We start from the raw sequence: 24,182 nt of genomic DNA, 5'->3' as shown, positions 1-24,182 counted from the left end.
ATGCGTCGTTTGCGCAACATTCGTTGACTGCTTCGTGGCAACTGTGCTTGTACGATGACTACGTGCCCGGCTCGCGCTCCAGACGCGTGGCGCTGTCGCGCGTGTAGCCCTCCGTCGCGAGAAGCAGCCGGCGCGTATATTCGTGCGCGACATCGCGCGAGCGCACCGCGTCCACGTCCAGTTGCTCGACGATCTCGCCATTGCGCATCACCGCGACGCGCTGACACAGAAAGCCGATCACCGCGAGGTTGTGGCTCACGAGAATCATCGTCAGCTTGCGCTCGCGGTGCAGACGCCGAAGCAGGTTCAGAATCTCGGCCTGCACGGACACGTCGAGCGCGGAGGTCGGCTCGTCCAGCAACAGGACGCGCGGCTCGACGATCAGCGCCCGCGCGATCGACACGCGCTGGCGCTGGCCGCCCGACAACTGATGCGGATAGCGAAAGCGGAACGCCGGGCCGAGTCCGACTTCGCCGAGCGCATCGAGGATGCGCGCGTCTTCGTCACCGATGCCGTTGATCGCGAGCGGCTCGCGCAAGGTCTTGTCGACCGTGAAGCGCGGATGCAGCGCGCCGTAGGGGTCCTGAAACACCATCTGCACATCGCGCCTGACGGGACGCGAACCGATGCGTATGCTGCCACCCGCGAGCGGCGTCAGTCCGGCGAGCGCGCGAAGCAGCGTCGACTTGCCGCTGCCCGATTCGCCGACCAGCCCAAAGACTTCACCCTCTTCCACGCGCAGGGAAACGTCGCGCACCGCGTCGACGTGGCCGGTCTTCGTCTTGAAACGGATGCAGGCGCGCTCGATGTCGATCATCGCGTCGTCCTTTCATCGAGCCACGCCGGGTCCCGTCGCAAGGTCGGCAGTTCGTCGGGCGGATTATCGAGCGGCGGATTCGCTTCGAGCAGCCCGCGCGTGTACGGATGGGTCGCGTGCGCGAGATCGCGCGCCGCGCACGTCTCGACGACGCGTCCGCCATACATCACCGCGACGCGGTCGCAAAACGACATCACGAGCGGTAGATCGTGGCTGATGAACACGAGCCCCGTGTCGTGGCGCTCGATCATCTCGTCGAGCACGGCGAGCACCTGCATCGACACGAGGACGTCCAGCGCGCTCGTGGGCTCGTCGGCGATCAAGAGGCGCGGCCCGGCAGAGACCATCATCGCGATCATCACGCGCTGGCCCATGCCACCTGAAAGCTCATGCGGATATGCATCCGCGACGCGCTGCGGATCGCGGATATGCACCGCTTCCAGCGCCGCGACGATGCGCTCGCGCAGCACGCGCCGGCTCTCTTTCACGCCTTGCCGCACGAAGGTTTCGCGCATCTGCTGCGCGACGGTCATCACCGGGTTGAGCGAGAACTTCGGGTCTTGCAGGATCATGCTCATGCGTGTGCCGCACAAGCGGCGGCGCTCTTTGGGGCGCATCGCGAGCAGGTCCCGATCTTCGAAGCGCAGCGCCTTGGCGGACCATTTCGCCTCGGGCGGCAAGAGCCCGAGCAACGCGCGCCCCGTCAGCGATTTGCCCGATCCCGATTCCCCGACGATGCCGAGCCGCTCGCCCCGCCGCACCGTCAGCGATACGCCGCGCACCGCGGGCATGAGCGCGCCGTCGTGGCCCGTGAAGGCCACTTCCAGCTCGTCGATATGCGCCAGCGCGTCGGACAAGTCAGCCTCCATGACGCGGATCGAAGACGTCGCGCAGACCGTCGCCGAGCAGGTTAAAGGCGAGGCTCACCGCGAGGATCGCGAGGCCGGGAATCGTCGCGACCCACCACGCGTCGAGCAACACATTGCGGCCCGCCGCAACCATGTAACCCCATTCCGGGCTCGGCGGCTGAGCGCCCAGGCCGAGAAACCCCAGTCCCGCGACGGCGAGAATGATGCCGGCCATGTCGAGCGTCGCCCGCACGATCACCGACGACGAGCACAGCGGCACGATATAGCGCAGCAGAATGCGCAGGTGCGATGCGCCTTGCAGACGCGCGGCGTGGATGTAATCGGCCCGCGCGAGCCGCAGCGATTCCGCGCGCGCGAGTCGCGCATACGGCGGCCATGCGGTGATGGACAGCGCGATCACCGCATTGAGCACGCCCGGCCCGAGCGCGGCGGCGAACGCGAGCGCGAGCACGATCTTCGGAAACGCGAGCGCAACATCGGTCACGCGCATCAGCACCGTATCGACGATGCCGCCGCAGTAGCCCGCCACCGTGCCGATCGCGAGGCCGACCGGCACGACGAGCACGACGACGAGCATGGCGATGGCCAGCGTGAGGCGCGAGCCGTGCACGAGCCGCGAGAGAATGTCGCGGCCGAGCTGGTCGGTGCCTAACCAGTGCGCCGCGCCGGGCGGCGTGAGACGTTCGGCGAGCACTTGCTGCAACGGATCCTGCGAGACGAGTATCGGCCCGACTGCCGCAACCACGACGAGCAGCAGCAGGATCGCGAGTCCGAGCATGCTGAGCGGATTCGACGAGAACCGCCGCCAGCGCCGATAAGCCCGGCCGAGCGCGGCCTGGCGCGGGGACGCGGGCGTATCGGTGAGAAGCCACGTGCGCAAACCCGATCGCGCCGGTTTCATCTGCGCAAAGTCCTCCATGTCAGCGCGTGCGCGGGTCGAACACGCGGTAGAGCGCGTCGGTCAAAAGATTGAGCGCGATGAACGTCGCGCCGATCACGAGCGTGCTGCCGAGCACGGCGTTCATGTCGGCATTGAGCAACGCGCCCGTCAGATACGAACCGATGCCCGGCCACGCGAACACGATCTCGGTCAGCACCGAACCTTCGAGCAGATAGCTGTACGCGAGCGCGATCACCGTCAGAAGCGGCACGGCGATATTGCCGAACGCATGCCGCCAGATCACGCGGCGCTCGGGCAGGCCTTTGGCACGCGCGGTCGTCACGTATTCCTGGCTCAGTTGTTCGAGCATGAACGAGCGCGTCATGCGCGACAGATACGCGATCGAATAAAACGCGAGCACGCTCGCCGGCAGCGCGATATGAGAGAACGCGTTCCTGAAGACATCCCATTCGCCGGCGACGAGCGAGTCGATCAGCAGACTGCCCGTGCGCGTGTCGACCATGCCGTCGTAGACCGGATCGATGCGCCCCGGCCCCGACACCCAATGCAGCCGCGCATAGAACAGCAGGAGGCCCATCAGCGCGAGCCAGAACACCGGCACCGAACTGCCCGCGAGCCCGATCACGCGCGCAATGTGATCGACGATGCGATTGTGCTTCACCGCGGCCGCGACGCCGAGCGGCACGCCGATCGCAATGCCGATGAACGTCGAGAGCGTCGCGAGTTCCAGCGTCGCCGGAAAGACGCGTTTGATGTCGTCGATCACGGGATTGGCCGTCAGCAATGAGACGCCGAGATTGCCGTGCAGCACGTCGCGCGCGTAGATCACGAACTGATCGATGAGCGGCTTGTCGAGCCCGAGCCTCAAGCGCGCGGCGGCATACGCGCCCGCGGACGCGCGGTCGCCGAGAATTGCAAGCACCGGATCGATCGGAATCTTGCGGCCGATGAAGAACGTGATGGCAAGCAGGCCCGTGAACGTGATGACGAGCATCGCGATCCAGTGCGCGAGCGCAAGCGCGATGCGCACGCCGCCCCGATGCGCGCTCATGGCGCGCACGCGCTCGATGAACGTGACCCTACTCACTGCTTCCTGATGTTTCGGTAGGACACGAGATCGTTGATCGGCCCGACTTCGAGACCGGTCACACCGGGACGCGCCGCGACCTGCGACACCTTCTGGAACATGATCACGAACGGCGACTTCGCGAGCACTTCACGCTGCATTTTCTCGTAGAGATGCGCACGCTTTTTCGTATCGCTTTCGGCGAGCGCCGCGTTGGTTTCCTTAGTGAGTTGCGCAATGTCCCACGCGTTGCGCCATGCAAGCATCTTGTAGCTCGATGCATCCGAGTTGTCGGGGTTCCACACGAAACCCTGCGCGTTGCTGTGCGGATCGATGTAATCCGCCGACCACTCGCCGATATAGATGTCATGCGCGCGCGCCCGATAGCGTCCGAGCGTCTGCTTGTTATCGCTCGGCATGAGCTGCACCTTGATGTTGGCGAGCGCGAGATTCGCCTGCACCGCCTGCGCGATCTCGCTGTACGGATAGTCGTTGCGCACGTCCATCTTCACGGTGAACCCGTTGGCCAAACCCGCCTTGGCGAGCAGCGCCTTCGCCTTCGCGACGTCCTGGTGATACGGGTTCTCGTTCAGCGCGCCGAGAAAGCCTTCAGGCAGAAACGTCTCGTGAACCTTGTAGGTCGTGCGGATCACGTTTTTCTGGATGCCCTGATAGTCGATCAGCCACTTCATTGCTTCCCAGACCTCGGGCTTCGCGAGATTCGGGTTCTTGTTGTTGAGGCCGAGATACATGAGCGTGGCCTGAGGCACGGCCGTCGCCTTGATGACGCCGCTCTTCGAGAGCGTGTCGAGATCGTCGGGGCTCAGATCGCGCGCGACGTCGATGTCGCCGTTCTGGATCATCAGGCGCTGGCTTGCCGCCTCTGTCACGTGACGCAGCACGATGCGCTTCATGGCGAGCGGAATGCGATAGCCCTCGAAGCGCTGCAGCACGATACTGTCGTTCGCGGTCCACTTCACGAGCTTGTAGGCGCCCGAGCCGGCTTCGTTGGTCTTGAGCCACTCATTGCCGTAGTCGTTGCCCTTCGCGTGCGACTCGACGAGCTTGCGATCCACCACCGACGCCGGCCACGAACCGAGCACGTTGAGCACGAAGGTCGGCGCGTAACGTTGGTCAGTCGTGATCGAGACGGTCGTATCGTCGATCTTCTTCACGTTCTGCAATGCGTTCGCCTTGGTCAGGCCGATGCCCGCGAGCACCGCCGCCGCACCCTTGTCGAGCAGCGCGGTGCGCTGAATCGACCATGCGACGTCGTCGGCTGTCAGCGGATTGCCGGAGTGGAACTTGAGGCCCGGGCGAATCTTGAACGTGAACGTGAGGCCATCCTGACTCGCGCTCCAGGACTCGGCGACGTCGCCATTGAATTTCGACGGGTCTTTCAGGTCGACGCGCACCAGCCGGTCATACGTGTTCGCGACATATTCCTCCGGCACCAGTTCGTAGATTTCGCCGGGATCGAGCGAAGTGAATTCATCGAGCAGCGTCGCCATGACGAACATGTCCTTCGGCGTCGCCGCCTGCACGCCCGACAAGCCCGTGAATGCCGTCAGCGCCGAGGCGAGCATGACCGCCGCCAATGCCTTTTTCATGTGATGTCGTCCTGTTGGTATCGGGTTCACATCAGCCGCAGCGGGCCGCTTTCTTCGTTGTCGATCAGAGCAAGTTCGCGCGAGCCTGGCAATTCGTAATGCCACCACTCGCTTTTGATGTGCGTGAAGCCCGCGCCGTGCATCACGCCGAGCAACAGCGTTCGATTACGCTGGACGTGCTCCGGCAGGCCGAAGTGGAAATGCTCCGATTCGACGACCATCGCGTCGAATTCGGTGCCCATGTCGAGCGCGTTGCCATCGCGATCGACGAGTGTCAGGTCCACCGCCGTGCCGCGGCTATGGTTCGAGCCGCGGCCGAGTTCGGCGATGAACGTCGGATCGGGCAGGAAATCCCACAGCACCTTCTGCGCTTGCGGCGGACGATAGGCGTCGAAAATCCGAAGCGTCGTGCCGATGCTGCGCGCGATATCGACGGCCTTTCTTAGCGCGGCTTCGGCGGGTTCGAGCAGCAGGCAATGCTGCGCCTTGTAGATCGGCTTGCCGGTGAAGTTGCGATCGGTCGCGTAGACGAGATCGATCTGGACATTGTGCGTTTCGGGCGTGATATGCAGCAGGCGGGACCGGGTCATGTAAGCGCTTCGTATCGATTTATTCCGATACACGAACCTTAACGCGTTAGAAAAATCCGCGAAACCCTTTATTTCGGGTGGTTCCGGCGATTCACGACAGGAGCGGCCAGCGCGCGAGGACTTCGTATTGCGACCGGCCGATGAAGCTGCGCACGAGCGCGAACTCGTGCGCGGTCCATGCGATGGGTTCGACGGCCTGGCGCGCGATGCGGTGCTCGTCGTAGAGCAAGGTCACGTGGGGCGTGAAGCGGGGATGGCGTTTGAGGGCGATGCCGGCGGCTTCGAGCGCGGTGCCGAGCGTGTGTTCGAGGGCGCCGAGTGGCTCGGCGACATCGCCCGACAGAACGAGCGGGCGCTTCGCGCGGCGGCCGGCAAAGCTCCCGATGCGATCGAGGACGAGTTCGACGGGCGGCGATGCGATTCGGCAAGCCGCGGTGCGTGCTTGCGCGACCACATCTGCGGGAACGCCTGCGAAGGCGCCGAGATAAAGCAGCGTGACGTGAAGGCGATCGGCGGAAATCGCCCTCGCCTTCAGCCTATGTTCGATGCGCAGCCGCGCCGCCAGTTCGGCGATTCGTGCAGCGGCGGCTGCGTCGGGATAGAGCGCGAAGAAGAGCGAGTCGGTGATGCGCTCGCCCGGTTTGAGGTCGGGTGCCGTGTCACTCATGCGCCCGACTCGTGGTCAATGTGAAGCGACGCGCGGTCACTCCCACTCGATTGTCGCCGGCGGCTTCCCCGAGATGTCATACACCACCCGATTGATGCCACGCACTTCATTGATGATGCGGTTGCTCACATGCCCGAGCAGTTCATGCGGCAGATGCGCCCAATGCGCGGTCATGAAGTCGAGCGTCTGCACGGCGCGCAGCGCGACGACGTACTCGTACGTGCGGCCATCGCCCATCACGCCGACGCTCTTCACCGGCAGGAACACCGCGAACGCCTGGCTCGTGAGGTCATACCACGACTTGCCGGTTTCCTTGTCGATGGTATTGCGCAGCGTCTCGATGAAAATCGCATCCGCACGACGCAGCAAATCCGCAAACTCGCGCTTCACTTCGCCGAGAATCCGCACGCCGAGACCCGGACCCGGGAACGGATGGCGATACACCATCGCAGGCGGCAGTCCGAGCTTCACGCCGAGCTCGCGCACTTCGTCCTTGAAGAGTTCACGCAACGGCTCGAGCAACTTGAGATTCAGCGTCTCCGGCAGGCCGCCGACATTGTGATGGCTCTTGATGGTGTGCGCGCCCTTCTTGCCCTTGCCCGCCGATTCGATCACGTCCGGATAGATCGTGCCCTGCGCGAGCCACCTGGCGTCGGTGAGCTTGTCCGATTCCTTATGAAACACTTCGACGAACTCCGCGCCGATGATCTTGCGCTTCGCTTCCGGATCGGTGACGCCTGCGAGCTTTTGCAGAAACTCCTCGCTCGCGTCGACGTGAATCACTTTCACGCCCAGATGATCCGCGAACGTCGACATCACCTGCTCCGCCTCGTTCTGGCGCAGCAATCCGTGATCGACGAACACGCACGTCAACTGATCGCCGATCGCGCGATGCAACAGCGCCGCCGCCACCGACGAATCGACGCCACCCGAAAGGCCGAGAATGACGTGCTCACCGCCGACCTGCGCACGGATCTTCTCCACCGCCTCGTCGATGTAATGGCCCATCTCCCAATCCGCTTTCGCGCCGCACAGCTCCAGCACGAAGCGCTCGAGCATCGCGCGACCCTGCACCGTGTGCGTGACTTCCGGATGCCATTGCAGGCCGTAGAAGCGGCGGTCGTCGTCGGCCATCGCGGCGATCGGGCACGACGGCGTCGAGGCCATCAGCCGGAAGCCCGCAGGCAAGTCGACGACCTTGTCGCCGTGGCTCATCCACACCTTGAGCATCGACTCGCCCTGAGCGGCCTTGAAGTCCTCGATGCCTTCCAGGAAACCCGTGTGATTCAGCGCCTGCACTTCCGCATAGCCGAATTCGCGCACGTTGCCCAGTTCGACTTTGCCGCCGAGCTGATCGGCCATCGTCTGCATGCCGTAACAGATGCCGAGCACCGGCACGCCGAGATCGAAGACGATTTGCGGCGCGCGCGGCGACTTGGCCTCGGTGACCGAGCTCGGCCCGCCCGACAGGATGATGCCCTTGGGATCGAATTCGCGGATGAACGTCTCATCGACGTCGTACGGATGGATTTCCGAGTAGACGTGCGACTCGCGGATGCGCCGTGCGATCAGCTGGGTGACTTGGGAGCCGAAATCGAGAATCAGGATTTTGTCGTGCATGGCTGCGGCCAAAGGCTAGTGAACGATGAATGTCTGTGCTGCCGGACGCGACGTCGCGCAGCCCGTCTGCAAATAAATCGACGGCCGGCGAAAGGGCCGACCGTGCTTGTCTTGCGTGTTTGTCTTGCGTGTTTGCGCTGCATGTTTGCGCTGCTGCACGTGCGTGCCTTGCGGCATGTGCTTCGCGCCCTCAACGTGGTGCGCGGCTCGCGTCGGGCCCGAGCGGATCGACTCTTCGACCCGTCGCCGGATCGATCTCGCCGCTGATCAGGGGTTCGATGCGCTTGCCGGTGACCGGATCGATCGCGCGGCCCGTCACCGGATCGAGCGTGCCGCCCGTGACGGGATCGACGGCGCCGTCCGGATGCGCGCGTATCGCGGCCGATGAGATCGGTGAAGCCGGATCGAGCGGACGCCCCGTTGAATCGATCGCGCGACCGGAAACCGGATCGATGGCCGTCGCTCCCGGCGCGCGCGCCGCGGGACGGACGCCGGCATCGATCGGCTCGACGCGCGACGAAGGCGCCGTGGCGCCCGTGCGAACGTCCTCGCGCTTTTGCGCCGCCTTCTTCTCCGCGCGCTGGGCCGACGCGGCGCCAGCCAGCGCCGCGCGCTCGCGTCGCCGCACCACCGACGACAGTCTCACGCTGCCCAAACCGAGTACCAGAAGCACGGCGCCGACCACCGCTGCGCTGATCTGTCCGAAGCCATCGACCTGCGGCGCATGCAGACCGAGCAGCCACACCAGCACCACGACCCCCGAGAGCCATTGCACATGACCCGAGACGCGGGCGGCCCGGGCCGACAACGCGCCATCGACGGCCGCATGAAACGCGAGCCACGAAAGCCCGATGAGCGCGATGCCGAGCAGTTGCCCGGCAAACGCCGGCTGCACGCGGATCGAATCCAGTTGCAGCGCGCCGTACAAGCCCGCCCACGGCGTCAGCAGAAATAGCAGACCGAACGCCAGAAAAATCAGGGCATTGATGACGAGCACGACCCGCAGCAACGGCTTCATGATCGCTCCGCTTGATTAGTCGACGTGATAGTTGGGTGCTTCCTTCGTGATCTGCACGTCGTGCACATGCGACTCGCGCATGCCGGCCGCCGTGATCTGCACGAATTCCGCCTTCTCGTGCATTTCGCCGATGGTGCGGCAACCGCAATAGCCCATGCTCGCGCGCACGCCGCCGACGATCTGGAACAGGATTGCGTTGACCGAGCCCTTGTAGGCCACGCGGCCTTCGATGCCTTCCGGCACGAGCTTGTCGATGTTCGCCGAGTTGTCCTGGAAGTAGCGGTCCGCCGCCCCGTCCTTCATCGCGCCGACCGAGCCCATGCCGCGGTACGACTTGTATTGACGGCCCTGGTACAGGAAGACGTCGCCCGGGGATTCTTCCGTGCCGGCGAGCATGCTGCCCATCATGACGACGTTCGCGCCCGCCGCAAGCGCCTTCGAGACGTCGCCCGAGAAGCGCACGCCCCCATCCGCGATGACCGGCACGCCGGTGCCGCGCAGCGCTTCGGAGACGTTGGCGATCGCCGTGATCTGCGGCACGCCGACGCCCGCGACGATCCGCGTCGTGCAGATCGAGCCCGGGCCGATACCGACCTTCACCGCGTCCGCGCCGTATTCGACGAGCGATTTCGCCGCCGCTGCCGTCGCGATATTGCCGCCGATGACCTGCACGCGCGGGTAATTCTGCTTGACCCAGCGCACGCGCTCGAGCACGCCCTGGCTGTGGCCGTGCGCGGTATCGACGACGATCACGTCGACGCCCGCCTGCGCCAGCAGGTCCACGCGCTCTTCATTGTCCGGACCTACGCCGACCGCCGCGCCCACACGCAGCTTGCCGTCCTCGTCCTTGCAGGCGTCCGGGTTTTCGGTCTGCTTGGTGATGTCTTTCACCGTCATCAGGCCGCGCAGCTCGAAGGCGTCGTTGACGACCAGCACGCGTTCCAGGCGATGGCTGTGCATCAACGCCTTCGCTTCGGCGAGCGACGTGCCTTCCTTGACCGTCACGAGACGCTCGCGCGGCGTCATGATGTTGCGCACCGGCTCGTCGAGACGCTCCTCGAAACGCAGGTCGCGGTTGGTGACGATGCCGATCAGTTGCGCGCCCTCGACCACCGGGAAGCCCGAAATGCCGTGCTGCTGCGTCAGCGCGATGACGTCGCGCACGCGCATCTGCGGCGGCACCGTGATCGGATCACGCACGACGCCCGACTCGAAGCGCTTCACTTTCGCGACTTCGCGGGCCTGTTCCTTGGCGGTGAGATTCTTGTGGACGATGCCGATGCCGCCCATCTGCGCCATCGCGATGGCGAGCCGGCCTTCGGTGACCGTGTCCATGGCTGCGGACACGAGAGGCATGTTCAGGGAAATATTGCGAGTCAGCTGGGATTTCAGGCTGGTGTCGCGCGGGAGAACGCTGGAGAACGCAGGCACGAGGAGCACATCATCGAACGTGAGTGCTTTCTGGATCAGACGCATGGCAAATCCTATGGGCGCAAAAGCAGATTATACCGATAGTTCCCTGCATTTTCACTGCCCGAACAGCAGCTTAGGCCATTCCGGCGCAAAATCCGCGCCGTGCGCGCCCGCGTGCCGGACACACCCGCCGTTGCAGTTTTCGACAAGACGGCCGCCCGGGGCCGCGTGCTACGCTTCGCGCCGTCAAGTGAAATAACGACCGGAGTCGGGCAATGCAGCGCGGTGTGATGTACGGAATGGCAGCGGGTGCGATCTGGGGCTTCATCTTTCTCGCACCACGGCTCTTGCCGGATTTTTCGCCGCTCGCCCTGAGCGTGGGACGCTATCTGATGTACGGCGCCGTGTCGCTCGCGGTCGCGCTGCCGATCGCTCGAAGGCTCCTCGCCAAACTCACGCGCGCCGATTTCATCGCGCTCGTGAAGCTGGCGCTGGTCGGCAACCTGCTCTACTACATGCTGCTCGCGAGCGCGGTGCAGCTCGTGGGCGTCGCGCCTTCGTCGCTGATCGTGGGGATTTTGCCCGTGACCGTCACGCTCGCCGGACGGCGCGACCACGGCGCGATCGACCTCAGGCGGCTCGTCGGGCCTTTGCTGCTCGTGCTGGCGGGCATCGCATGCATCAACCTGGACGTGTTCAGCGACGTGCTTTCACCCGCGGTCAGCAGCGAGCACGCGACCAGCGTGCTCACGCGACTGACCGGTCTGGCGTGCGCCCTCGGGGCGCTTGCGTCCTGGACCTGGTACGCGGTTGTCAACGCGCGCTATCTGCAAGCGAATCGCCACTTCGACGGCAACGAGTGGTCCGTGCTGTGGGGCATCGTGACGGGCCTGCTCGGACTCGTGCTCGGCGCGGTCATCTGGATGTTGCCCGCGGGCACGGTTCAGGGGAGCGTGCCGGTCGCACGCTGGCACCTGTTCTGGATCGTCTGTTTCGCGCTGGCGACCGGCGGCTCGTGGCTCGGCAACATGCTGTGGAATGCGGCGGCCAAGCGCTTGCCGCTCACGCTCGCGGGCCAGATGATCGTGTTCGAAACGCTCTTCGCCTTGCTTTACGCTTTCGTCTACGACGGCCGCTGGCCCCGTACGCCGGAAGTGCTGGCGATTGTACTGCTGCTCGTCGGCGTGCTCTGGTCGGTCAGACAACACACGCTGGAGCCCGCCCCGGCGGGGGCGAAGGAAGCGCCCGCGCATTGAATCCGCTCAGCGCGAATCCTTCGACTGCCACTTGCGCCCTTCGATCGACCCAGCCTTGCGCGCCTTGTCGACACGGCGCTGACGCGCGGCCTTCGGATCGACCAACAGCCGCCGATAAATCTCCACGCGGTCGAAATCGGCGAGCGCCGTATCGAGCGCCTTCACCTTGCCGAACACGCCGACCTTTTGCGTCGTCAGGTCGATGTCCGGATGCGCGCGCAGCACGCCGCTCGCGTCGATTGCATCGCGCACCGTCGCGCCCTCTTGCAGATCCACGCGCTTCAGAAACGCGCCGTCGGGCAGACCGTAGCAAACGTCGATATGCATCATGGCTTGCCGTAGCGCTGATCCGCACGCTTCACGAAGGAATCGACGAAAGTGTTGGCAATATGGCTGAACACCGGCCCGATGAGCTTCTCCAGGATCACATTGGAGAATTCATAGTGAAGCGCGAATTCGATCTTGCACGCGTCCGCGCGCAGCGGCGTGAAGCGCCAGTAACCGGTGAACTTCTTGAACGGGCCGCTCAGGAACTCCATATCGATGTTGGTCGGACGGTTCTGCGTGTTGCGCGTTGCGAAGTGCTGTTTGATGCCCTTGAAGCTGATGTCGATCTTCGCTTCCATGCCGCTTTCGTCCTGGCGGCCGATTTCGACGCCACCGCACCAGGGCAGGAAATTGGGGTAGTCGGCGACATCGGTGACGAGGTCGAACATTTCTTCCGCTGAATGGCGGATCAATACGGTTTTCTGGACGTCTGCCATATAGGGCGCAGCGGTGGCTGAATTGGGCGGCAACGCGCAAGAGAACGCGGGAGAAGTTCGAATGCCCGCCGGCGCGCTGCTAAAATCGTGATTTTAAACGAGTTGGGCACTTTCCATTCATGAGCATCATCGACAACAGAAAAGCCTTCTTCGATTACTTCGTCGAAGAGCGCTACGAGGCCGGTCTCGTGCTCGAAGGCTGGGAAGTCAAGGCGCTGCGCGCGGGCCGCGCGCAGATCAAGGAAGGCTATGTCGTGATCAAGAACGGCGAGCTCTTTCTGATCGGCACGCATATCAGCCCGCTGCCCGAGGCGTCGAAATTCGCCAATCTGGATCCGGTGCGCACGCGCAAGCTGCTGCTGCATCGCGACCAGATCGACAAGCTCATCGGCAAGGTCGAGCAGCGCGGGCATACGCTCGTGCCGCTCAACTTCCATTACAAGGACGGCCGCGTGAAATGCGAGATCGGGCTGGCGAAGGGCAAGAAGCTGCACGACAAGCGCGAGACCGAAAAGAAGCGCGACTGGGAACGCGAGCGCGGGCGGCTGATGCGCACGGCTTCGCGTTGAACGAATCGGGGCGCTTTGCAGCGCCCCGATTGCTTTGCCGCGTCAGCTCTTTCTGATGACGCCGCCGCCCTCGCCTCTCACGATGGTCAACGCCGACGCGATCATCGAACTCATATCGGACAGGTTACCCGGCACGATCAACGTATTGCCCGTCTTCGCAATGTTGCCGAACGCGCCGACATACTGCTCCGCGATCTTCAGGTTCACCGCTTCCATGCCGCCCGTCGTCTGAATCGCCGTGCCGATTTTCTGAATGGCCTGCGCATTCGCCTCGGCCACCGCGAGAATCGCCGATGCCTCGCCTTGCGCCTGATTGATCGCCGCCTGACGCTCGCCTTCGGACTTCTGGATCGCGGCTTCGCGCGCGCCGGCGGCGAGATTGATCTGCTCCTGCTTGCGGCCTTCGGACGCGGCGATCAACGCGCGCTTTTCGCGCTCCGCGGTGATCTGCGCCTGCATGGCGTGGAGGATTTCCTTCGGCGGCGTCAGATCCTTGATCTCGTAGCGCAGCACTTTCACGCCCCAGTTCGACGCGGCTTCGTCGAGCGCATTCACGATGCTCTGGTTGATGAAATCGCGCTCCTCGAACGTCTTGTCGAGCTCCAGCTTGCCGATGACCGAGCGCAATGTCGTCTGCGACAACTGCGTGATCGCGAACACGAAGTTACTCGAGCCGTACGACGCCTTCATCGCGTCGGTGACCTGGAAGTACAGCACGCCGTCGACTTGCAACTGAGTGTTGTCGCGCGTGATGCATACCTGGCTCGGCACTTCGAGCGGAATCTCCTTGAGCATGTGCTTGTACGCGATGCGATCGATGAACGGCAGCACGATATTGAGACCCGGCGTGAGCGTCGCGTGATAGCGGCCGAGCCGTTCCAGCACCCACGCATGCTGCTGCGGGACGATCTTGACCGTGTTCATCACGATCACAATGGCGATGATGAGCACGATGAGCGCGAAATACATTGTGTGACTCCTTCTTGTTGAGCGAGCTTGCTAGCGTTTGGCCGCGACGATCAGCCGATTCCCGTCCAGCGCCGTGATCCGGTAGTACCGCGCGCCTTCGGCTTCACCCGGCGCGAGTTCGACGTCCCACTGCGCGCCGCGGTACATCACGCGCGCGCGACCGTCGCGCCATTGATCCACTTCCAGCGTCGCGCCGATATCGAGATTCACGGCCACGTCCCGCGACGCGTCGCGCCGTTTCCGGCTGCCGAAGCGCGAGCGCCGCAGCACCGCGACGGCGATCAGCGCGATCACGGCCGCCGCGCCCATTTGCACATGCGGCAACGCGCCTGACACGTAAGCGATGCCGCCGGCGATCATCCCCAGCGCGATCATGAGCAGATAGAACGTGCCGGTGAACAGCTCCGCGACGATCAGCGCGCCCGCCGCGACCCACCAGATCAATCCACTCGTCACCATCGCCGGTCTCCAAACGAAAACACCCCGGAGAAGTCCGGGGTGTTTTTTATAGCACGCTCGCGCCTTTCCGAAAGCATCCGGAAAGGCACTTCTGACTTATTTTGACAAGGTCTTAGCCAGTTGCTGCCATGTCTCGATGATCGTGTCCGGATTCAGCGACATCGACTCGATGCCCTGCTTCGCGAGCCACTCCGCGAGGTCCGGATGATCGGACGGGCCCTGGCCGCAAATGCCGACGTACTTGTTCATCCGCAGACACGTTTCGATCGCGCGCTTGAGCATGAACAGCACCGCTTCGTCGCGCTCGTCGAAGTCCGCCGCGAGCAGCTCCATGCCGGAGTCGCGGTCGAGGCCGAGTGTCAACTGCGTCAGATCGTTCGAGCCGATCGAGAAGCCGTCGAAGCGTTCCAGGAACTGCTCGGCGAGAATCGCGTTGGACGGCACTTCGCACATCATCACGAGCTTCAGATCGTTCTTGCCGCGTTCGAGACCGAACTTCTTCAGCAGTTCGACGACGCGATCCGCCTGCTTCACCGTGCGCACGAACGGCACCATGATCTGCACGTTGTCGAGACCCATTTCCTCGCGCACCTTCTTCAGCGCGATGCATTCCATGTGGAACGCCTCGGCGAAGTCTTCCGCGATATAGCGCGAAGCGCCGCGGAAACCGAGCATCGGATTCTCTTCGTCCGGCTCATAGCGCGAGCCGCCGATCAGCTTCTTGTACTCGTTCGACTTGAAGTCCGACAGACGCACGATGACGGGCTTCGGATAGAACGCCGCCGCGATCGTGGCGATGCCTTCGGTCAGCTTGTCGACGTAAAACGCACGGGGCGACGCGTGACCGCGCGCGACGCTCTCGACCGCCTTCTTGAGATCGGCATCGACGTTCGGGTACTCGAGAATCGCCTTCGGATGCACGCCGATGTTGTTGTTGATGATGAATTCGAGCCGCGCCAGACCAACGCCCGCATTGGGCAACTGCGCGAAGTCGAACGCAAGCTGCGGATTGCCGACGTTCATCATGATCTTGACCGGAATCTTCGGCAGTTCGCCGCGCTGCACTTCGGTCACTTCGGTTTCGAGCAGGCCGTCGTAGATCTTGCCTTCGTCACCTTCCGCACACGATACCGTGACGAGCGCGCCGTCCTTCAGCACGTCCGTGGCGTCGCCGCAACCGACCACGGCCGGTACGCCCAGTTCACGCGCGATGATCGCCGCGTGGCACGTACGGCCGCCGCGATTCGTCACGATGGCCGATGCGCGCTTCATCACCGGCTCCCAGTTCGGGTCGGTCATGTCGGCGACGAGCACGTCACCCGGCTGAACGCGTTCCATTTCCGACGGATCGTGAATCACGCGCACGGGACCCGCGCCGATCTTTTGGCCGATCGCGCGGCCAGTCGCCAGCACGTTCGACTGACCCTTGAGCTTGAAGCGCATCTCGGCCTTGCCGGACGCCTGGCTCTTGACCGTTTCCGGGCGCGCCTGGAGGATGAAGATCTTGCCGTCGCGGCCGTCCTTGCCCCACTCGATGTCCATCGGACGCTGATAGTGCTTCTCGATGATGACCGCGTACTTCGCGAGTTCGATCACGTCTTCGTCGGTGATCGAGAAGCGGTTGCGCTGCTCGTGCGGCACGTCGACGGTCTTCACCCGGCCCGGCTCACCCGGCTTCGTGAATTCCATCTTGATGAGCTTCGAGCCGATCGAGCGGCGGATGATCGGATACTTGCCCTGCTCGAGCGTGGTCTTGAAGACGTGGAACTCGTCCGGATTCACCGCGCCCTGCACGACCGTCTCACCGAGGCCGTAGCTCGACGTGATGAACACGGTTTCCTTGAAGCCCGATTCGGTGTCGATGGTGAACATCACGCCCGCCGCGCCGACGTCCGAGCGGACCATGCGCTGCACGCCCGCCGACAACGCAACTTCGGCGTGCGTGAAGCCCTTGTGGACGCGATAGGAAATGGCGCGGTCGTTGTAGAGCGACGCGAACACGTGCTTCATGCGATCGAGGACGTCCTCGATGCCGACCACGTTCAAATAGCTTTCCTGCTGGCCCGCGAACGATGCGTCCGGCAAGTCCTCGGCGGTCGCGGACGAGCGCACGGCGAATGGAAGCTCTTCGGGCGAGCTGTTCTGGAGCACCTCGAATCCACGGCGGATTTCGTCTTCGAGACGCGGCTGCATCGGCGCGTCCACGATCCACTGGCGGATTTCCTTGCCCGCTTCGGCGAGCGCTTTCACGTCGTCGACATCGAGCGTCTCGAGACGCTTGGCGATGCGGTCGGTCAGGTCGTTGTGCTGGAGAAAGTCGCGGAACGCGAGCGCAGTTGTGGCAAAGCCCGTCGGCACGCGAACGCCGGCTTCGGAAAGCTGGCTGATCATTTCGCCGAGCGACGCATTCTTGCCCCCGACGATTTCCACGTCGGTCATTCGCAACTGCTCGAATGGAACTACATACGCCTGATCCTTTGCGACATCTTTCGCAACATTGACTGCGTTAGTCATACAAGCCCCTAAGGTGGATGGAATTCACGATCGCACGAGTGGGCTCATATGCGGCGGCGCTCATTGGAAGCGCGGACGCATCTCGTACAACCTGTTTGATAAACCATCGGGGAGCGCGTCACGGGAGCCGGCGCGCGTTGCAAAAAGAAGCGGGACGTCTGAAATCTGCTCGAAACCGTGGGTTTTTGCTGCCAAAACCGACGAACCGACCGCGATTTGACGAAAATCCGAATCAATTTCTCCGCAATTGCTTATCGAACAGGTTGCCGCTATTCTACCGTGCCGATTCTCAATTTGTTTCGGCAGAGACGGCAATTCCACGGCAGAATCGAAGACTTTTACGCCGTTGGGTTCGCCGGCGCTCATCGCTGGGCAACCAATGTAACACAGGCGCTTTCGTCCGCCGTGCCGGGCGTTCCCGCGGTTTGTTTCGCGTGTTACCGTTTGAGCGCGCCCGCCCCAACTCGTTCCCATTTGGTCCTTTGCCGATGCCGCCTTCCGTATTCATCGTTTCCGACGGGACCGGGATCACTGCCGAAACGTTCGCGCATTCGATCCTCGCCCAGTTCGATCAAAAATTCCGGCTCGTGCGCGTGCCTTTCGTCGATTCGATCGACAAGGCGCACGCGACGGTCGAGAAGATCAACGAGGTCGTGGAACTCGATGGCCGCCGGCCGATCGTCTTCACCACGCTCGTCGACAGTGCGTCGAACGAAGTGGTCAAGCGCTGCAACGCGCTCGTTCTCGACATGTTCCAGACCTTCATCGAGCCCCTCGAGCACGAACTGGAAATGAAGTCGACGCACGCGATGGGCCGCGTCCACCAGAACGCCGACACCGAGGAATACAAGAACCGCATCGAGGCAATCAACTTCTCGCTCGCGCACGACGACGGCCAGTCCAATCGCAACCTCGCCGACGCCGATGTCATTCTGGTCGGCGTGTCGCGCAGCGGCAAAACGCCGACGAGCCTCTATCTGGCGATGCAGTACGGCGTGAAGGCCGCGAACTATCCGCTGATCCCGGAAGATTTCGAGCGCGGCAAGCTGCCTACGCCTTTGCTCGAACATCGGTCGAAGATGTTCGGTCTGTCGATCGACCCACAGCGGCTCGCGGAAATTCGCAACGAGCGCCGCCCGGGCAGCAAGTACGCGGCGCTGGAGAACTGCCGCTACGAGATCAACGAAGCGGAAATGATGATGAAGCGCGAAGGCATCAAGTGGCTTTCGTCGACGCACAAGTCGATCGAGGAAATCGCCACGACGATCCTGCAGGAAATCAAGCCGGAACGGCCGTCGTATTACTGAATCTCCTGCTCAGCGCTGCTGGCGGCACTGCTCGAAAAGACAGATCGCCGCCGCGGCCGCCACGTTGAGCGACTCCATGCCGCCCGGCTGCGGAATGGTCACGCGATGCGTCACGGCATCGCGCCAGATCTGCGACACGCCCGCGCCTTCGTTGCCGAACACCCACGCAAGCGCCCCCGACAGATCGCAATCGTAGAGCGGAACGGCGCCGTGCGAATCGGTGATGGTCACGGGCGCATCGAGCCGCGCGATCAGATCCGCAGGCTCCACGTCCTCGAAAATATCCAGCAGGAAGTGCGCACCCATTCCCGAGCGCAGTACTTTCGATGACCATGCATATGCGGTGCCCGGCGCGCAGAACACGCGCGTGATGCCCGCAGCCGCCGCGCTGCGCAGAATCGAGCCGACATTGCCGGCGTCCTGAATGCCGTCGAGGATCACGCACGTTTCGGCGACGCGCGCGGGCAACGCGGCATCGATCTTCTCGACCTGCAGCAACATTCCCACGCCGTGCACGACGCTCGAAAGCTGTCCGAAAAGCGCGTCCGGCAACACGACGACACGCTTCTCCTCGATACGCGCGACGATTTCGCGGGCTTCCTCGTGCGTGAGCGCGCCTTCGGTGACTACGCACGTTTCGGGCTGTCCCGCTGCATCGAGATAAGCCGACGCCAGATGCAGCCCTTCGAGCAGGGCATGCCCGCTGCGACGCTGCTGCGCGGTCGAGCCGGCCAGCGCCTTGATACGCTTATAGAGCGGATTGTCCCGCGAAGTGATGGATTTCACGTTTGGATTAGTGCCGCTCAGAAGGCACGCGCGTCCGGATCGTCTTCGAGCGTCGAGGCGGCCTGAAGCACTTCAGGCGCGATCTCGGGCAGGACGGAGCCGAACAGGAGATGCGCCTCGCGCACCGGCGCGAACGAACGCCGATGATGCTCGCACGGGCCGTGCTCGCGCAGCGCCCTGAGATGCTGCGGCGTGCCGTAGCCGGAATGCGCATCGAAGCCGTAGACCGGATAGGTTTCGTGAAGCTCGACCAGCATGCGATCGCGCGTGACCTTCGCGAGAATCGATGCCGCCGAAATCTGCTTGATGAGCGCGTCGCCGCCAATCACGGCTTCGGCGCGAATCGACAGAACCGGGCAGCGGTTGCCATCGACCTTGACGAGCGTCGGCGCGACCGACAGTCCTTCCACCGCGCGCTTCATCGCGAGCATGCTCGCATGCAGGATGTTGATCGTGTCGATTTCCTCGACGCTCGCCGACGCGACGCAATACGCGAGCGCGCGATCGACGATCTTCTCGTAGAGCTCCTCGCGTCTTTTGGCGGTCAGCGCCTTGGAATCGTCGAGACCGTTGATGCGCGGCCTGGCGGGATCGAAAATCACGGCCGCGGCCACGACCGGGCCGGCCAGCGGACCGCGCCCCGCCTCATCGACGCCGCAAACGATGTCGAAAGGTGAACTGAAATCGAGTCCGGCCTGAGCCGATCGTTTCGCCGCCATTATCGCGGGCTCCGCGTTTCGAGCACTCGCGCAACCGCCTCGGCCGCCTTCTGCGCCGTGTTCTGGCGCAGCGCGATGTGCATGTCGGTGAAGATTTCTGTCAGGGTACGGCGGTTGGCGTCGTCATTCAACTGTTTCAGCGTCGCGTCGGCGAGCGCTTCGGGGGTCGCGAAGTGCTGGAGAATTTCCGGCACGACGAAGCGGCCCGCCAGAATGTTCGGCAAACCGACATACGGCAGATAACCCTGCCGCTTCATGATCTGACCAGTCAGCCAGGGCACCTTGTACGAGATGACCATCGGCTTCTTGAGCAGCGCCGCTTCCAGCGTCACCGTGCCGCTCTTCACGAGAATCGCGTCGGCGGCGGTCATCGCGGTTTGGGCGCGGCCGTCGGTGATCGTCAGTGACAGATGCGGATGCGCGTCCACGAGCGGCTGCAGCAGCGCGCGCAACGCCGGATTCGCGGCGGGCATCAGAAAGCGCACGCCCGGTTCGCGAAGCTGCATCAGTTCCATCGCGTCGAAGAAGGTCGGACCGATCAGCGAAATTTCGGAGCGTCGGCTGCCCGGCAGCACGGCGATCACAGGGCCGCCTTCCGCGATACCGAGTTCGCGGCGCGCGCCCATGACGTCCGGCTCGAGCGGAATTTCGTCTGCGAGCGGATGACCGACGTAGCTCGCCGCCACGCCCGCCTTCGCCAGCAACGCAGTCTCGAACGGAAACACGCACAGCATGTGATCGACCGCTTTCGCGATCTTCTTGATGCGGCCGCCGCGCCAGGCCCAGATCGACGGGCAGACGAAATGCACGGTCGGAATGCCGGCTTCGCGCAGCGGCTGTTCGAGGCCGAAGTTGAAATCTGGCGCGTCCACGCCGATGAACATCGACGGCGGCTCCGCAAGCAACTGGCGCTTGATCTCGTTGCGGATACCGAGAATCTCGGGGATATGCTTCAGCGCTTCGACATAGCCGCGTACCGTCAGCTTGTCCATCGGCCAATGCGCTTCGAAGCCCTCGGCTGTCATGCGGGGGCCGCCGATGCCGCTGTAACGCGTGCCTTCCGGCAGGGTTTGCGCGAGGCCCTTGAGCAGCGAGGCCGCGAGCAGGTCGCCGGACGGCTCGCCCGCGACCATCGCGATGCGTGGCGGGTTGGTGATCAGGGTCATCGGGCAGCGTGCTAGCGGATGATGCCGCGCTGCGACGCCGCGATGAAATCGGAAAATGCCGTGACCGGCTCGTCGCCCTCGCCGCCGGCCGTGCTCAGTTCCTTCAACTGCGCCTTCGCCTCTTCGAGCGACAGACCGCTTTTGTAGACGATGCGATACGCCGAGCGCAGCGCGGAGATCGCCTCGGGCGTGAAGCCCCGGCGGCGCAGGCCTTCGACGTTGATGCCATGCGGCTCCGCCTTGTTGCCGGCCGCGATGACGAAGGGCGGCACGTCCTGCACGAGCGCGGAGGCGCCGCCGAGCATCGAATGCGCGCCGATGCGCACAAATTGATGCACGCCCGACATGCCGCCGATGATCGCGTGATCGCCGACGAACACGTGCCCGGCCAGTTGCGCATTGCTCGACATGATGACGTTGTTGCCGAGCCGGCAGTCGTGGCCGACGTGCACGTACGCCATGATCCAGCAATCGCTGCCGATGGACGTCAGCCCCTGATCCTGCACCGTGCCCGTGTGCAGCGTCGTGAATTCGCGGATGGTGTTGCGGTCGCCGATTTCGAGGCGCGTCGGCTCGCCCTTGTACTTCATGTCCTGCGGACGGCCGCCGATCGACGCGTAGTGGCCGATGCTGTTGTCGCGGCCGATCGTCGTATGGCCTTCGATTACGCTGTGCGAGCCGACGGTCGTGCCCGCGCCGATCACGACGTGCGAACCGACGATCGCGTACGGTCCGATTTCGACGGACTCGTCGAGCTGGGCGCCCGGCTCGATGATCGCGGTTGGGTGAATCTTGCTCATGCGCATTTCGCCTATGCTGTTCGTGCTGCTTGTTACGATGAACGCGGGATGAACGCAAATGCGCTCAGGCGTCCGTGGTCTTGACGGTACACATGAGCTCGGCCTCGGCGGCGGTCGCGCCATCGACCTCGGCGCGCGCCTTGAACTTCCAGATGCCTCGCATGTACCGCTCGAAGTGGACGTTGAGGATCAACTGGTCGCCCGGCTCCACCACGCGCTTGAAGCGCGCACCGTCGATGCCGACGAAGTAATAGAGCGTATTGGTCGGATCGTGCGGCTCTTCCGCGAACGTCAGGAGCGCCGCGGTCTGCGCGAGCGCTTCGAGGATCAGCACGCCCGGCATCACCGGGCGCGTCGGGAAGTGGCCCTGGAAGTACGGTTCGTTGATCGTCACGTTCTTCAACGCTTTGATGCTCTTGTGCGGCTCGAGTTCGAGCACGCGGTCCACGAGCAGAATCGGGTAGCGGTGCGGCAGCAGCGTGAGGATCTTGTGGATGTCGAGATTGATTTTTTCTGTGCTCATGGTCGTTCTGCTCACGCGCGCGTCGGGCGCGGAAATTTGGGTGGCGGGGCGTATCGGACGCCCGCCCGGAATTGCCTTCTTGCTTCGGCGGCGTGAAAGAGCCGCTCTGCTCGAGGTTCTTGCTTATGCGCCGCCGCTCGTATCGTCACGCTTGCCCGCATCGGCGAGCGCTGACTCCAGCGCCTTGATGCGCTCACGCATCTTGTCCAGATTGCGCATGATCGCCGCGTTCTTGTTCCAGTCGCCGTGCGGCACTGCCGGAAACGCGCTGGTGTACATGCCGGGCTTCAGAAGCGACTTCGAGACGCCCGATTGCGCCGTGACGATCACGTAGTCCGCGAGCGTCACATGGCCCGCAATACCGACCGCGCCGCCGATCATGCAATGCTTGCCGATGTTCGTGCTGCCCGCGATGCCCGCGCACCCGGCGATCACGGTATACGCGCCGATGCGGCAGTTGTGACCGATCTGCACGAGGTTGTCGATCTTCACGCATTCCTCGATGACGGTATCTGCCATCGCGCCGCGATCGATCGTCGTGTTCGCACCGATTTCGACGTCGTCGGCGATATCCACCGCGCCGACCTGCGGAATCTTGACCCAACTGCCGGTGCGCGCATCGCCCTCGCAGACGAAATCCGGCGCGAAGCCGAAGCCGTCCGCGCCGATCACGGCGCCCGCGTGCACGATCACGCGCGCGCCGAGCTTGCAGCCGTGATAGACGGTCACGTTGGGATACAGATGCACGTCGTCGCCGAGCTTCACGCCGCGGCCGACGACCACACCCGCATCCAGCTTCGCGCGCTCGCCGACGACCGCGCCCGCCTCCACCGTCACGTGCGGCCCGATCACGGCGCTCGCCGCGACCTTCGCGTCCGGATCGACGTAAGCGCTGGGATGCACGCCTGGCCTCGCCTTGGGCGTCGCCAGGTCGATGAACGCCTGGGCGACGCGCGCGAAATAAGCGTAGGGGTTCGGCGTGACGATGAAATTACTGCCCGCGCGATTCGTCACCTTCTCGAGATCGCCCGGAGAAATCAACACTGCGCCGGCGCGCGTCGTTTCGACTTGCGCCAGATACTTCTGATTCGCGAGAAACGCGAGTTGCGCGGAGCCAGCCTTGTCGAGGGGCGCGAGACTCCCGACAGCGTGCGCGCCGTCGCCGACCACCTCGCCGCCGAAGCGCTTCACCAGTTCGTCGAGCGTGATCGCCATGCCTGATGCCATCTCGTCTCAGTCCTCGTCAGTTCGGGCTCGTGAGCGAGCCCGTGCCGGTCGCACCCGCGGCCAGCGCCTTCAGCACCTGATCGGTGATGTCGATGCGCGGGCTCACGTACACCGCCTCCTGCACGATCAGGTCGTAATGCTGCTGCTCGGCAATCTGCTTGATCACCTTGTTGGCCCGGTCCAGCACTGCCGAGAGCTCCTCGTTGCGGCGCTGGTTCAGGTCCTCGCGGAACTCGCGCTGCTTGCGCTGGAAGTCCGCGTCGAGTTGCGCGAGGTCACGCTGGCGCGCCGCGCGGTCGGTCGGCGACATCGATGAACCGTTCTTATCGATGTTGTCCGACATCGCCTTCAGGCGCTGCGCCATGTCCTGCAGCGCCTTGTCGCGCTTGGAGAATTCCTGCTCGAGCTTCGACTGAGCGGCTTTCGCCGCAGTAGATTCGCGCAGGATGCGGTCCGAATTGACCGCAGCGATGCGCGCTTCCTGAGCACTGGCGGACATCGCCGTACCCAGGCCGAGAACCATCGACAACGCAAGCGCCAGCGCCCTATGTT

General features: G+C 63.8%; 26 protein-coding genes. 3 read left to right on the top strand and 23 right to left on the bottom strand.

From position 1 onward, the window contains the following. Positions 1–58: 58 nt before the first annotated feature. From NCT32_RS06180 to guaB, 10 genes are all read right to left on the bottom strand, one after another. A complete protein-coding gene (locus tag NCT32_RS06180; protein WP_061117540.1) occupies positions 59–817 on the bottom strand; it encodes an ABC transporter ATP-binding protein in 759 nt (252 codons plus the stop codon). Further along, on the bottom strand, positions 814–1,686 hold the full coding sequence (locus tag NCT32_RS06175) for an ABC transporter ATP-binding protein (RefSeq protein WP_061117541.1): 873 nt from the start codon (positions 1,684–1,686) through the stop codon (positions 814–816). The genes NCT32_RS06180 and NCT32_RS06175 overlap by 4 nt, the downstream gene beginning before the upstream one ends. After that, positions 1,676–2,587: a nickel transporter permease gene (nikC, locus tag NCT32_RS06170; RefSeq protein ID WP_061117632.1), complete on the bottom strand. Its 912-nt coding sequence runs from the start codon at positions 2,585–2,587 to the stop codon at positions 1,676–1,678. The genes NCT32_RS06175 and nikC overlap by 11 nt, the downstream gene beginning before the upstream one ends. A gap of 19 nt (positions 2,588–2,606) precedes the next feature. Beyond that, positions 2,607–3,638: an ABC transporter permease gene (locus NCT32_RS06165; RefSeq protein ID WP_250476576.1), complete on the bottom strand. Its 1,032-nt coding sequence runs from the start codon at positions 3,636–3,638 to the stop codon at positions 2,607–2,609. Between the two features lie 32 nt (positions 3,639–3,670). Further along, the gene (locus tag NCT32_RS06160; RefSeq protein ID WP_086960925.1) at positions 3,671–5,239 is read right to left on the bottom strand and encodes an ABC transporter substrate-binding protein; all 1,569 of its coding nucleotides are present in this window, start codon (positions 5,237–5,239) and stop codon (positions 3,671–3,673) included. Between the two features lie 50 nt (positions 5,240–5,289). Further along, on the bottom strand, positions 5,290–5,853 hold the full coding sequence (gene ddpX / locus NCT32_RS06155; protein WP_061117544.1) for a D-alanyl-D-alanine dipeptidase: 564 nt from the start codon (positions 5,851–5,853) through the stop codon (positions 5,290–5,292). Between the two features lie 91 nt (positions 5,854–5,944). Beyond that, positions 5,945–6,520 carry an RNA 2',3'-cyclic phosphodiesterase gene (gene thpR, locus NCT32_RS06150; protein ID WP_061117545.1) on the bottom strand — a complete coding sequence of 192 codons (576 nt, stop codon included), beginning with the start codon at positions 6,518–6,520 and terminating at the stop codon, positions 5,945–5,947. Positions 6,521–6,556: 36 nt separating this feature from the next. Then, the gene (guaA, locus tag NCT32_RS06145; RefSeq protein ID WP_061117546.1) at positions 6,557–8,140 is read right to left on the bottom strand and encodes a glutamine-hydrolyzing GMP synthase; all 1,584 of its coding nucleotides are present in this window, start codon (positions 8,138–8,140) and stop codon (positions 6,557–6,559) included. 190 nt (positions 8,141–8,330) lie between these two features. Then, positions 8,331–9,158, bottom strand: a complete 828-nt coding sequence (locus tag NCT32_RS06140; RefSeq protein WP_061117547.1) for a hypothetical protein — start codon at positions 9,156–9,158, stop codon at positions 8,331–8,333. 15 nt (positions 9,159–9,173) lie between these two features. Further along, positions 9,174–10,634, bottom strand: coding sequence for an IMP dehydrogenase (gene guaB / locus NCT32_RS06135; RefSeq protein ID WP_061117548.1), 1,461 nt, complete (start codon positions 10,632–10,634; stop codon positions 9,174–9,176). Positions 10,635–10,846: 212 nt separating this feature from the next. Here guaB and NCT32_RS06130 point away from each other — a divergent pair, with 212 nt between their 5' ends. After that, a complete protein-coding gene (locus tag NCT32_RS06130; protein WP_061117549.1) occupies positions 10,847–11,827 on the top strand; it encodes a DMT family transporter in 981 nt (326 codons plus the stop codon). 6 nt (positions 11,828–11,833) lie between these two features. Here NCT32_RS06130 and NCT32_RS06125 read toward each other — a convergent pair whose 3' ends face one another. Both NCT32_RS06125 and NCT32_RS06120 read right to left on the bottom strand, forming a co-directional pair. Next, positions 11,834–12,157 carry an RnfH family protein gene (locus NCT32_RS06125; RefSeq protein ID WP_061117550.1) on the bottom strand — a complete coding sequence of 108 codons (324 nt, stop codon included), beginning with the start codon at positions 12,155–12,157 and terminating at the stop codon, positions 11,834–11,836. Then, entirely contained in the window at positions 12,154–12,591 is a 438-nt protein-coding gene (locus NCT32_RS06120) for a type II toxin-antitoxin system RatA family toxin (protein ID WP_061117551.1), read from the bottom strand. Before NCT32_RS06120 ends, NCT32_RS06125 begins: the two co-directional genes overlap by 4 nt. A gap of 119 nt (positions 12,592–12,710) precedes the next feature. On the opposite strand from NCT32_RS06120, the gene smpB reads away from it, so the two are divergent. Beyond that, positions 12,711–13,160, top strand: a complete 450-nt coding sequence (gene smpB / locus NCT32_RS06115; RefSeq protein ID WP_061117552.1) for an SsrA-binding protein SmpB — start codon at positions 12,711–12,713, stop codon at positions 13,158–13,160. 42 nt (positions 13,161–13,202) lie between these two features. Here smpB and NCT32_RS06110 read toward each other — a convergent pair whose 3' ends face one another. The 4 genes from NCT32_RS06110 to NCT32_RS06095 form a co-directional block, all read right to left on the bottom strand. Next, positions 13,203–14,129, bottom strand: a complete 927-nt coding sequence (locus NCT32_RS06110) for an SPFH domain-containing protein (RefSeq protein ID WP_061117553.1) — start codon at positions 14,127–14,129, stop codon at positions 13,203–13,205. A 30-nt stretch (positions 14,130–14,159) separates the two neighbouring features. Then, entirely contained in the window at positions 14,160–14,588 is a 429-nt protein-coding gene (locus NCT32_RS06105; protein WP_061117554.1) for an NfeD family protein, read from the bottom strand. A 96-nt stretch (positions 14,589–14,684) separates the two neighbouring features. Next, positions 14,685–17,102 carry a phosphoenolpyruvate synthase gene (ppsA, locus tag NCT32_RS06100; protein ID WP_250490003.1) on the bottom strand — a complete coding sequence of 806 codons (2,418 nt, stop codon included), beginning with the start codon at positions 17,100–17,102 and terminating at the stop codon, positions 14,685–14,687. Positions 17,103–17,162: 60 nt separating this feature from the next. Next, positions 17,163–17,468 carry a hypothetical protein gene (locus NCT32_RS06095; protein ID WP_143756311.1) on the bottom strand — a complete coding sequence of 102 codons (306 nt, stop codon included), beginning with the start codon at positions 17,466–17,468 and terminating at the stop codon, positions 17,163–17,165. 122 nt (positions 17,469–17,590) lie between these two features. On the opposite strand from NCT32_RS06095, the gene NCT32_RS06090 reads away from it, so the two are divergent. Continuing rightward, positions 17,591–18,409: a pyruvate, water dikinase regulatory protein gene (locus NCT32_RS06090; RefSeq protein ID WP_061117556.1), complete on the top strand. Its 819-nt coding sequence runs from the start codon at positions 17,591–17,593 to the stop codon at positions 18,407–18,409. 9 nt (positions 18,410–18,418) lie between these two features. Here NCT32_RS06090 and NCT32_RS06085 read toward each other — a convergent pair whose 3' ends face one another. The 7 genes from NCT32_RS06085 to NCT32_RS06055 all read right to left on the bottom strand — a co-directional run bounded on the left by NCT32_RS06085 (position 18,419) and on the right by NCT32_RS06055 (position 24,153). Then, on the bottom strand, positions 18,419–19,195 hold the full coding sequence (locus NCT32_RS06085) for an RNA methyltransferase (protein WP_061117557.1): 777 nt from the start codon (positions 19,193–19,195) through the stop codon (positions 18,419–18,421). 17 nt (positions 19,196–19,212) lie between these two features. After that, positions 19,213–19,914 (bottom strand): ribonuclease HII, encoded by a 702-nt coding sequence (gene rnhB, locus NCT32_RS06080; protein ID WP_061117558.1) that lies wholly within the window; start codon positions 19,912–19,914, stop codon positions 19,213–19,215. After that, complete coding sequence (gene lpxB, locus NCT32_RS06075; RefSeq protein ID WP_061117559.1) at positions 19,914–21,080, bottom strand: lipid-A-disaccharide synthase; 1,167 nt, start codon at positions 21,078–21,080, stop codon at positions 19,914–19,916. Before lpxB ends, rnhB begins: the two co-directional genes overlap by 1 nt. A gap of 11 nt (positions 21,081–21,091) precedes the next feature. Continuing rightward, positions 21,092–21,880 carry an acyl-ACP--UDP-N-acetylglucosamine O-acyltransferase gene (gene lpxA / locus NCT32_RS06070; protein ID WP_061117633.1) on the bottom strand — a complete coding sequence of 263 codons (789 nt, stop codon included), beginning with the start codon at positions 21,878–21,880 and terminating at the stop codon, positions 21,092–21,094. 64 nt (positions 21,881–21,944) lie between these two features. Continuing rightward, positions 21,945–22,403, bottom strand: coding sequence for a 3-hydroxyacyl-ACP dehydratase FabZ (gene fabZ, locus NCT32_RS06065; RefSeq protein WP_061117560.1), 459 nt, complete (start codon positions 22,401–22,403; stop codon positions 21,945–21,947). A 123-nt stretch (positions 22,404–22,526) separates the two neighbouring features. Further along, complete coding sequence (gene lpxD, locus NCT32_RS06060) at positions 22,527–23,618, bottom strand: UDP-3-O-(3-hydroxymyristoyl)glucosamine N-acyltransferase (protein ID WP_061117561.1); 1,092 nt, start codon at positions 23,616–23,618, stop codon at positions 22,527–22,529. Positions 23,619–23,646: 28 nt separating this feature from the next. Then, positions 23,647–24,153 (bottom strand): OmpH family outer membrane protein, encoded by a 507-nt coding sequence (locus tag NCT32_RS06055; RefSeq protein ID WP_250490007.1) that lies wholly within the window; start codon positions 24,151–24,153, stop codon positions 23,647–23,649. Positions 24,154–24,182 lie beyond the last annotated feature (29 nt).

This window comes from Caballeronia sp. INML2, assembly GCF_023631365.1.
Lineage (GTDB): Bacteria > Pseudomonadota > Gammaproteobacteria > Burkholderiales > Burkholderiaceae > Caballeronia > Caballeronia turbans.
Note: the sequence above shows the minus strand (reverse complement) of the source record. Positions and strands in the feature narration are given on the sequence as shown.

What these genes read in the sequence shown, in the direction of transcription:
- NCT32_RS06180 (WP_061117540.1), bottom strand. Translation starts at nt 817, where the DNA reads ATGATCGACATCGAGCGCGCCTGCATCCGTTTCAAGACGAAGACCGGC.
- NCT32_RS06175 (WP_061117541.1), bottom strand. Translation starts at nt 1,686, where the DNA reads ATGGAGGCTGACTTGTCCGACGCGCTGGCGCATATCGACGAGCTGGAA.
- nikC (WP_061117632.1), bottom strand. Translation starts at nt 2,587, where the DNA reads ATGAAACCGGCGCGATCGGGTTTGCGCACGTGGCTTCTCACCGATACG.
- NCT32_RS06165 (WP_250476576.1), bottom strand. Translation starts at nt 3,638, where the DNA reads ATGAGCGCGCATCGGGGCGGCGTGCGCATCGCGCTTGCGCTCGCGCAC.
- NCT32_RS06160 (WP_086960925.1), bottom strand. Translation starts at nt 5,239, where the DNA reads ATGCTCGCCTCGGCGCTGACGGCATTCACGGGCTTGTCGGGCGTGCAG.
- ddpX (WP_061117544.1), bottom strand. Translation starts at nt 5,853, where the DNA reads ATGACCCGGTCCCGCCTGCTGCATATCACGCCCGAAACGCACAATGTC.
- thpR (WP_061117545.1), bottom strand. Translation starts at nt 6,520, where the DNA reads ATGAGTGACACGGCACCCGACCTCAAACCGGGCGAGCGCATCACCGAC.
- guaA (WP_061117546.1), bottom strand. Translation starts at nt 8,140, where the DNA reads ATGCACGACAAAATCCTGATTCTCGATTTCGGCTCCCAAGTCACCCAG.
- NCT32_RS06140 (WP_061117547.1), bottom strand. Translation starts at nt 9,158, where the DNA reads ATGAAGCCGTTGCTGCGGGTCGTGCTCGTCATCAATGCCCTGATTTTT.
- guaB (WP_061117548.1), bottom strand. Translation starts at nt 10,634, where the DNA reads ATGCGTCTGATCCAGAAAGCACTCACGTTCGATGATGTGCTCCTCGTG.
- NCT32_RS06130 (WP_061117549.1), top strand. Translation starts at nt 10,847, where the DNA reads ATGCAGCGCGGTGTGATGTACGGAATGGCAGCGGGTGCGATCTGGGGC.
- NCT32_RS06125 (WP_061117550.1), bottom strand. Translation starts at nt 12,157, where the DNA reads ATGATGCATATCGACGTTTGCTACGGTCTGCCCGACGGCGCGTTTCTG.
- NCT32_RS06120 (WP_061117551.1), bottom strand. Translation starts at nt 12,591, where the DNA reads ATGGCAGACGTCCAGAAAACCGTATTGATCCGCCATTCAGCGGAAGAA.
- smpB (WP_061117552.1), top strand. Translation starts at nt 12,711, where the DNA reads ATGAGCATCATCGACAACAGAAAAGCCTTCTTCGATTACTTCGTCGAA.
- NCT32_RS06110 (WP_061117553.1), bottom strand. Translation starts at nt 14,129, where the DNA reads ATGTATTTCGCGCTCATCGTGCTCATCATCGCCATTGTGATCGTGATG.
- NCT32_RS06105 (WP_061117554.1), bottom strand. Translation starts at nt 14,588, where the DNA reads ATGGTGACGAGTGGATTGATCTGGTGGGTCGCGGCGGGCGCGCTGATC.
- ppsA (WP_250490003.1), bottom strand. Translation starts at nt 17,102, where the DNA reads ATGACTAACGCAGTCAATGTTGCGAAAGATGTCGCAAAGGATCAGGCG.
- NCT32_RS06095 (WP_143756311.1), bottom strand. Translation starts at nt 17,468, where the DNA reads ATGAGCGCCGGCGAACCCAACGGCGTAAAAGTCTTCGATTCTGCCGTG.
- NCT32_RS06090 (WP_061117556.1), top strand. Translation starts at nt 17,591, where the DNA reads ATGCCGCCTTCCGTATTCATCGTTTCCGACGGGACCGGGATCACTGCC.
- rnhB (WP_061117558.1), bottom strand. Translation starts at nt 19,914, where the DNA reads ATGGCGGCGAAACGATCGGCTCAGGCCGGACTCGATTTCAGTTCACCT.
- lpxB (WP_061117559.1), bottom strand. Translation starts at nt 21,080, where the DNA reads ATGACCCTGATCACCAACCCGCCACGCATCGCGATGGTCGCGGGCGAG.
- lpxA (WP_061117633.1), bottom strand. Translation starts at nt 21,880, where the DNA reads ATGAGCAAGATTCACCCAACCGCGATCATCGAGCCGGGCGCCCAGCTC.
- fabZ (WP_061117560.1), bottom strand. Translation starts at nt 22,403, where the DNA reads ATGAGCACAGAAAAAATCAATCTCGACATCCACAAGATCCTCACGCTG.
- lpxD (WP_061117561.1), bottom strand. Translation starts at nt 23,618, where the DNA reads ATGGCGATCACGCTCGACGAACTGGTGAAGCGCTTCGGCGGCGAGGTG.
- NCT32_RS06055 (WP_250490007.1), bottom strand. Translation starts at nt 24,153, where the DNA reads ATGGTTCTCGGCCTGGGTACGGCGATGTCCGCCAGTGCTCAGGAAGCG.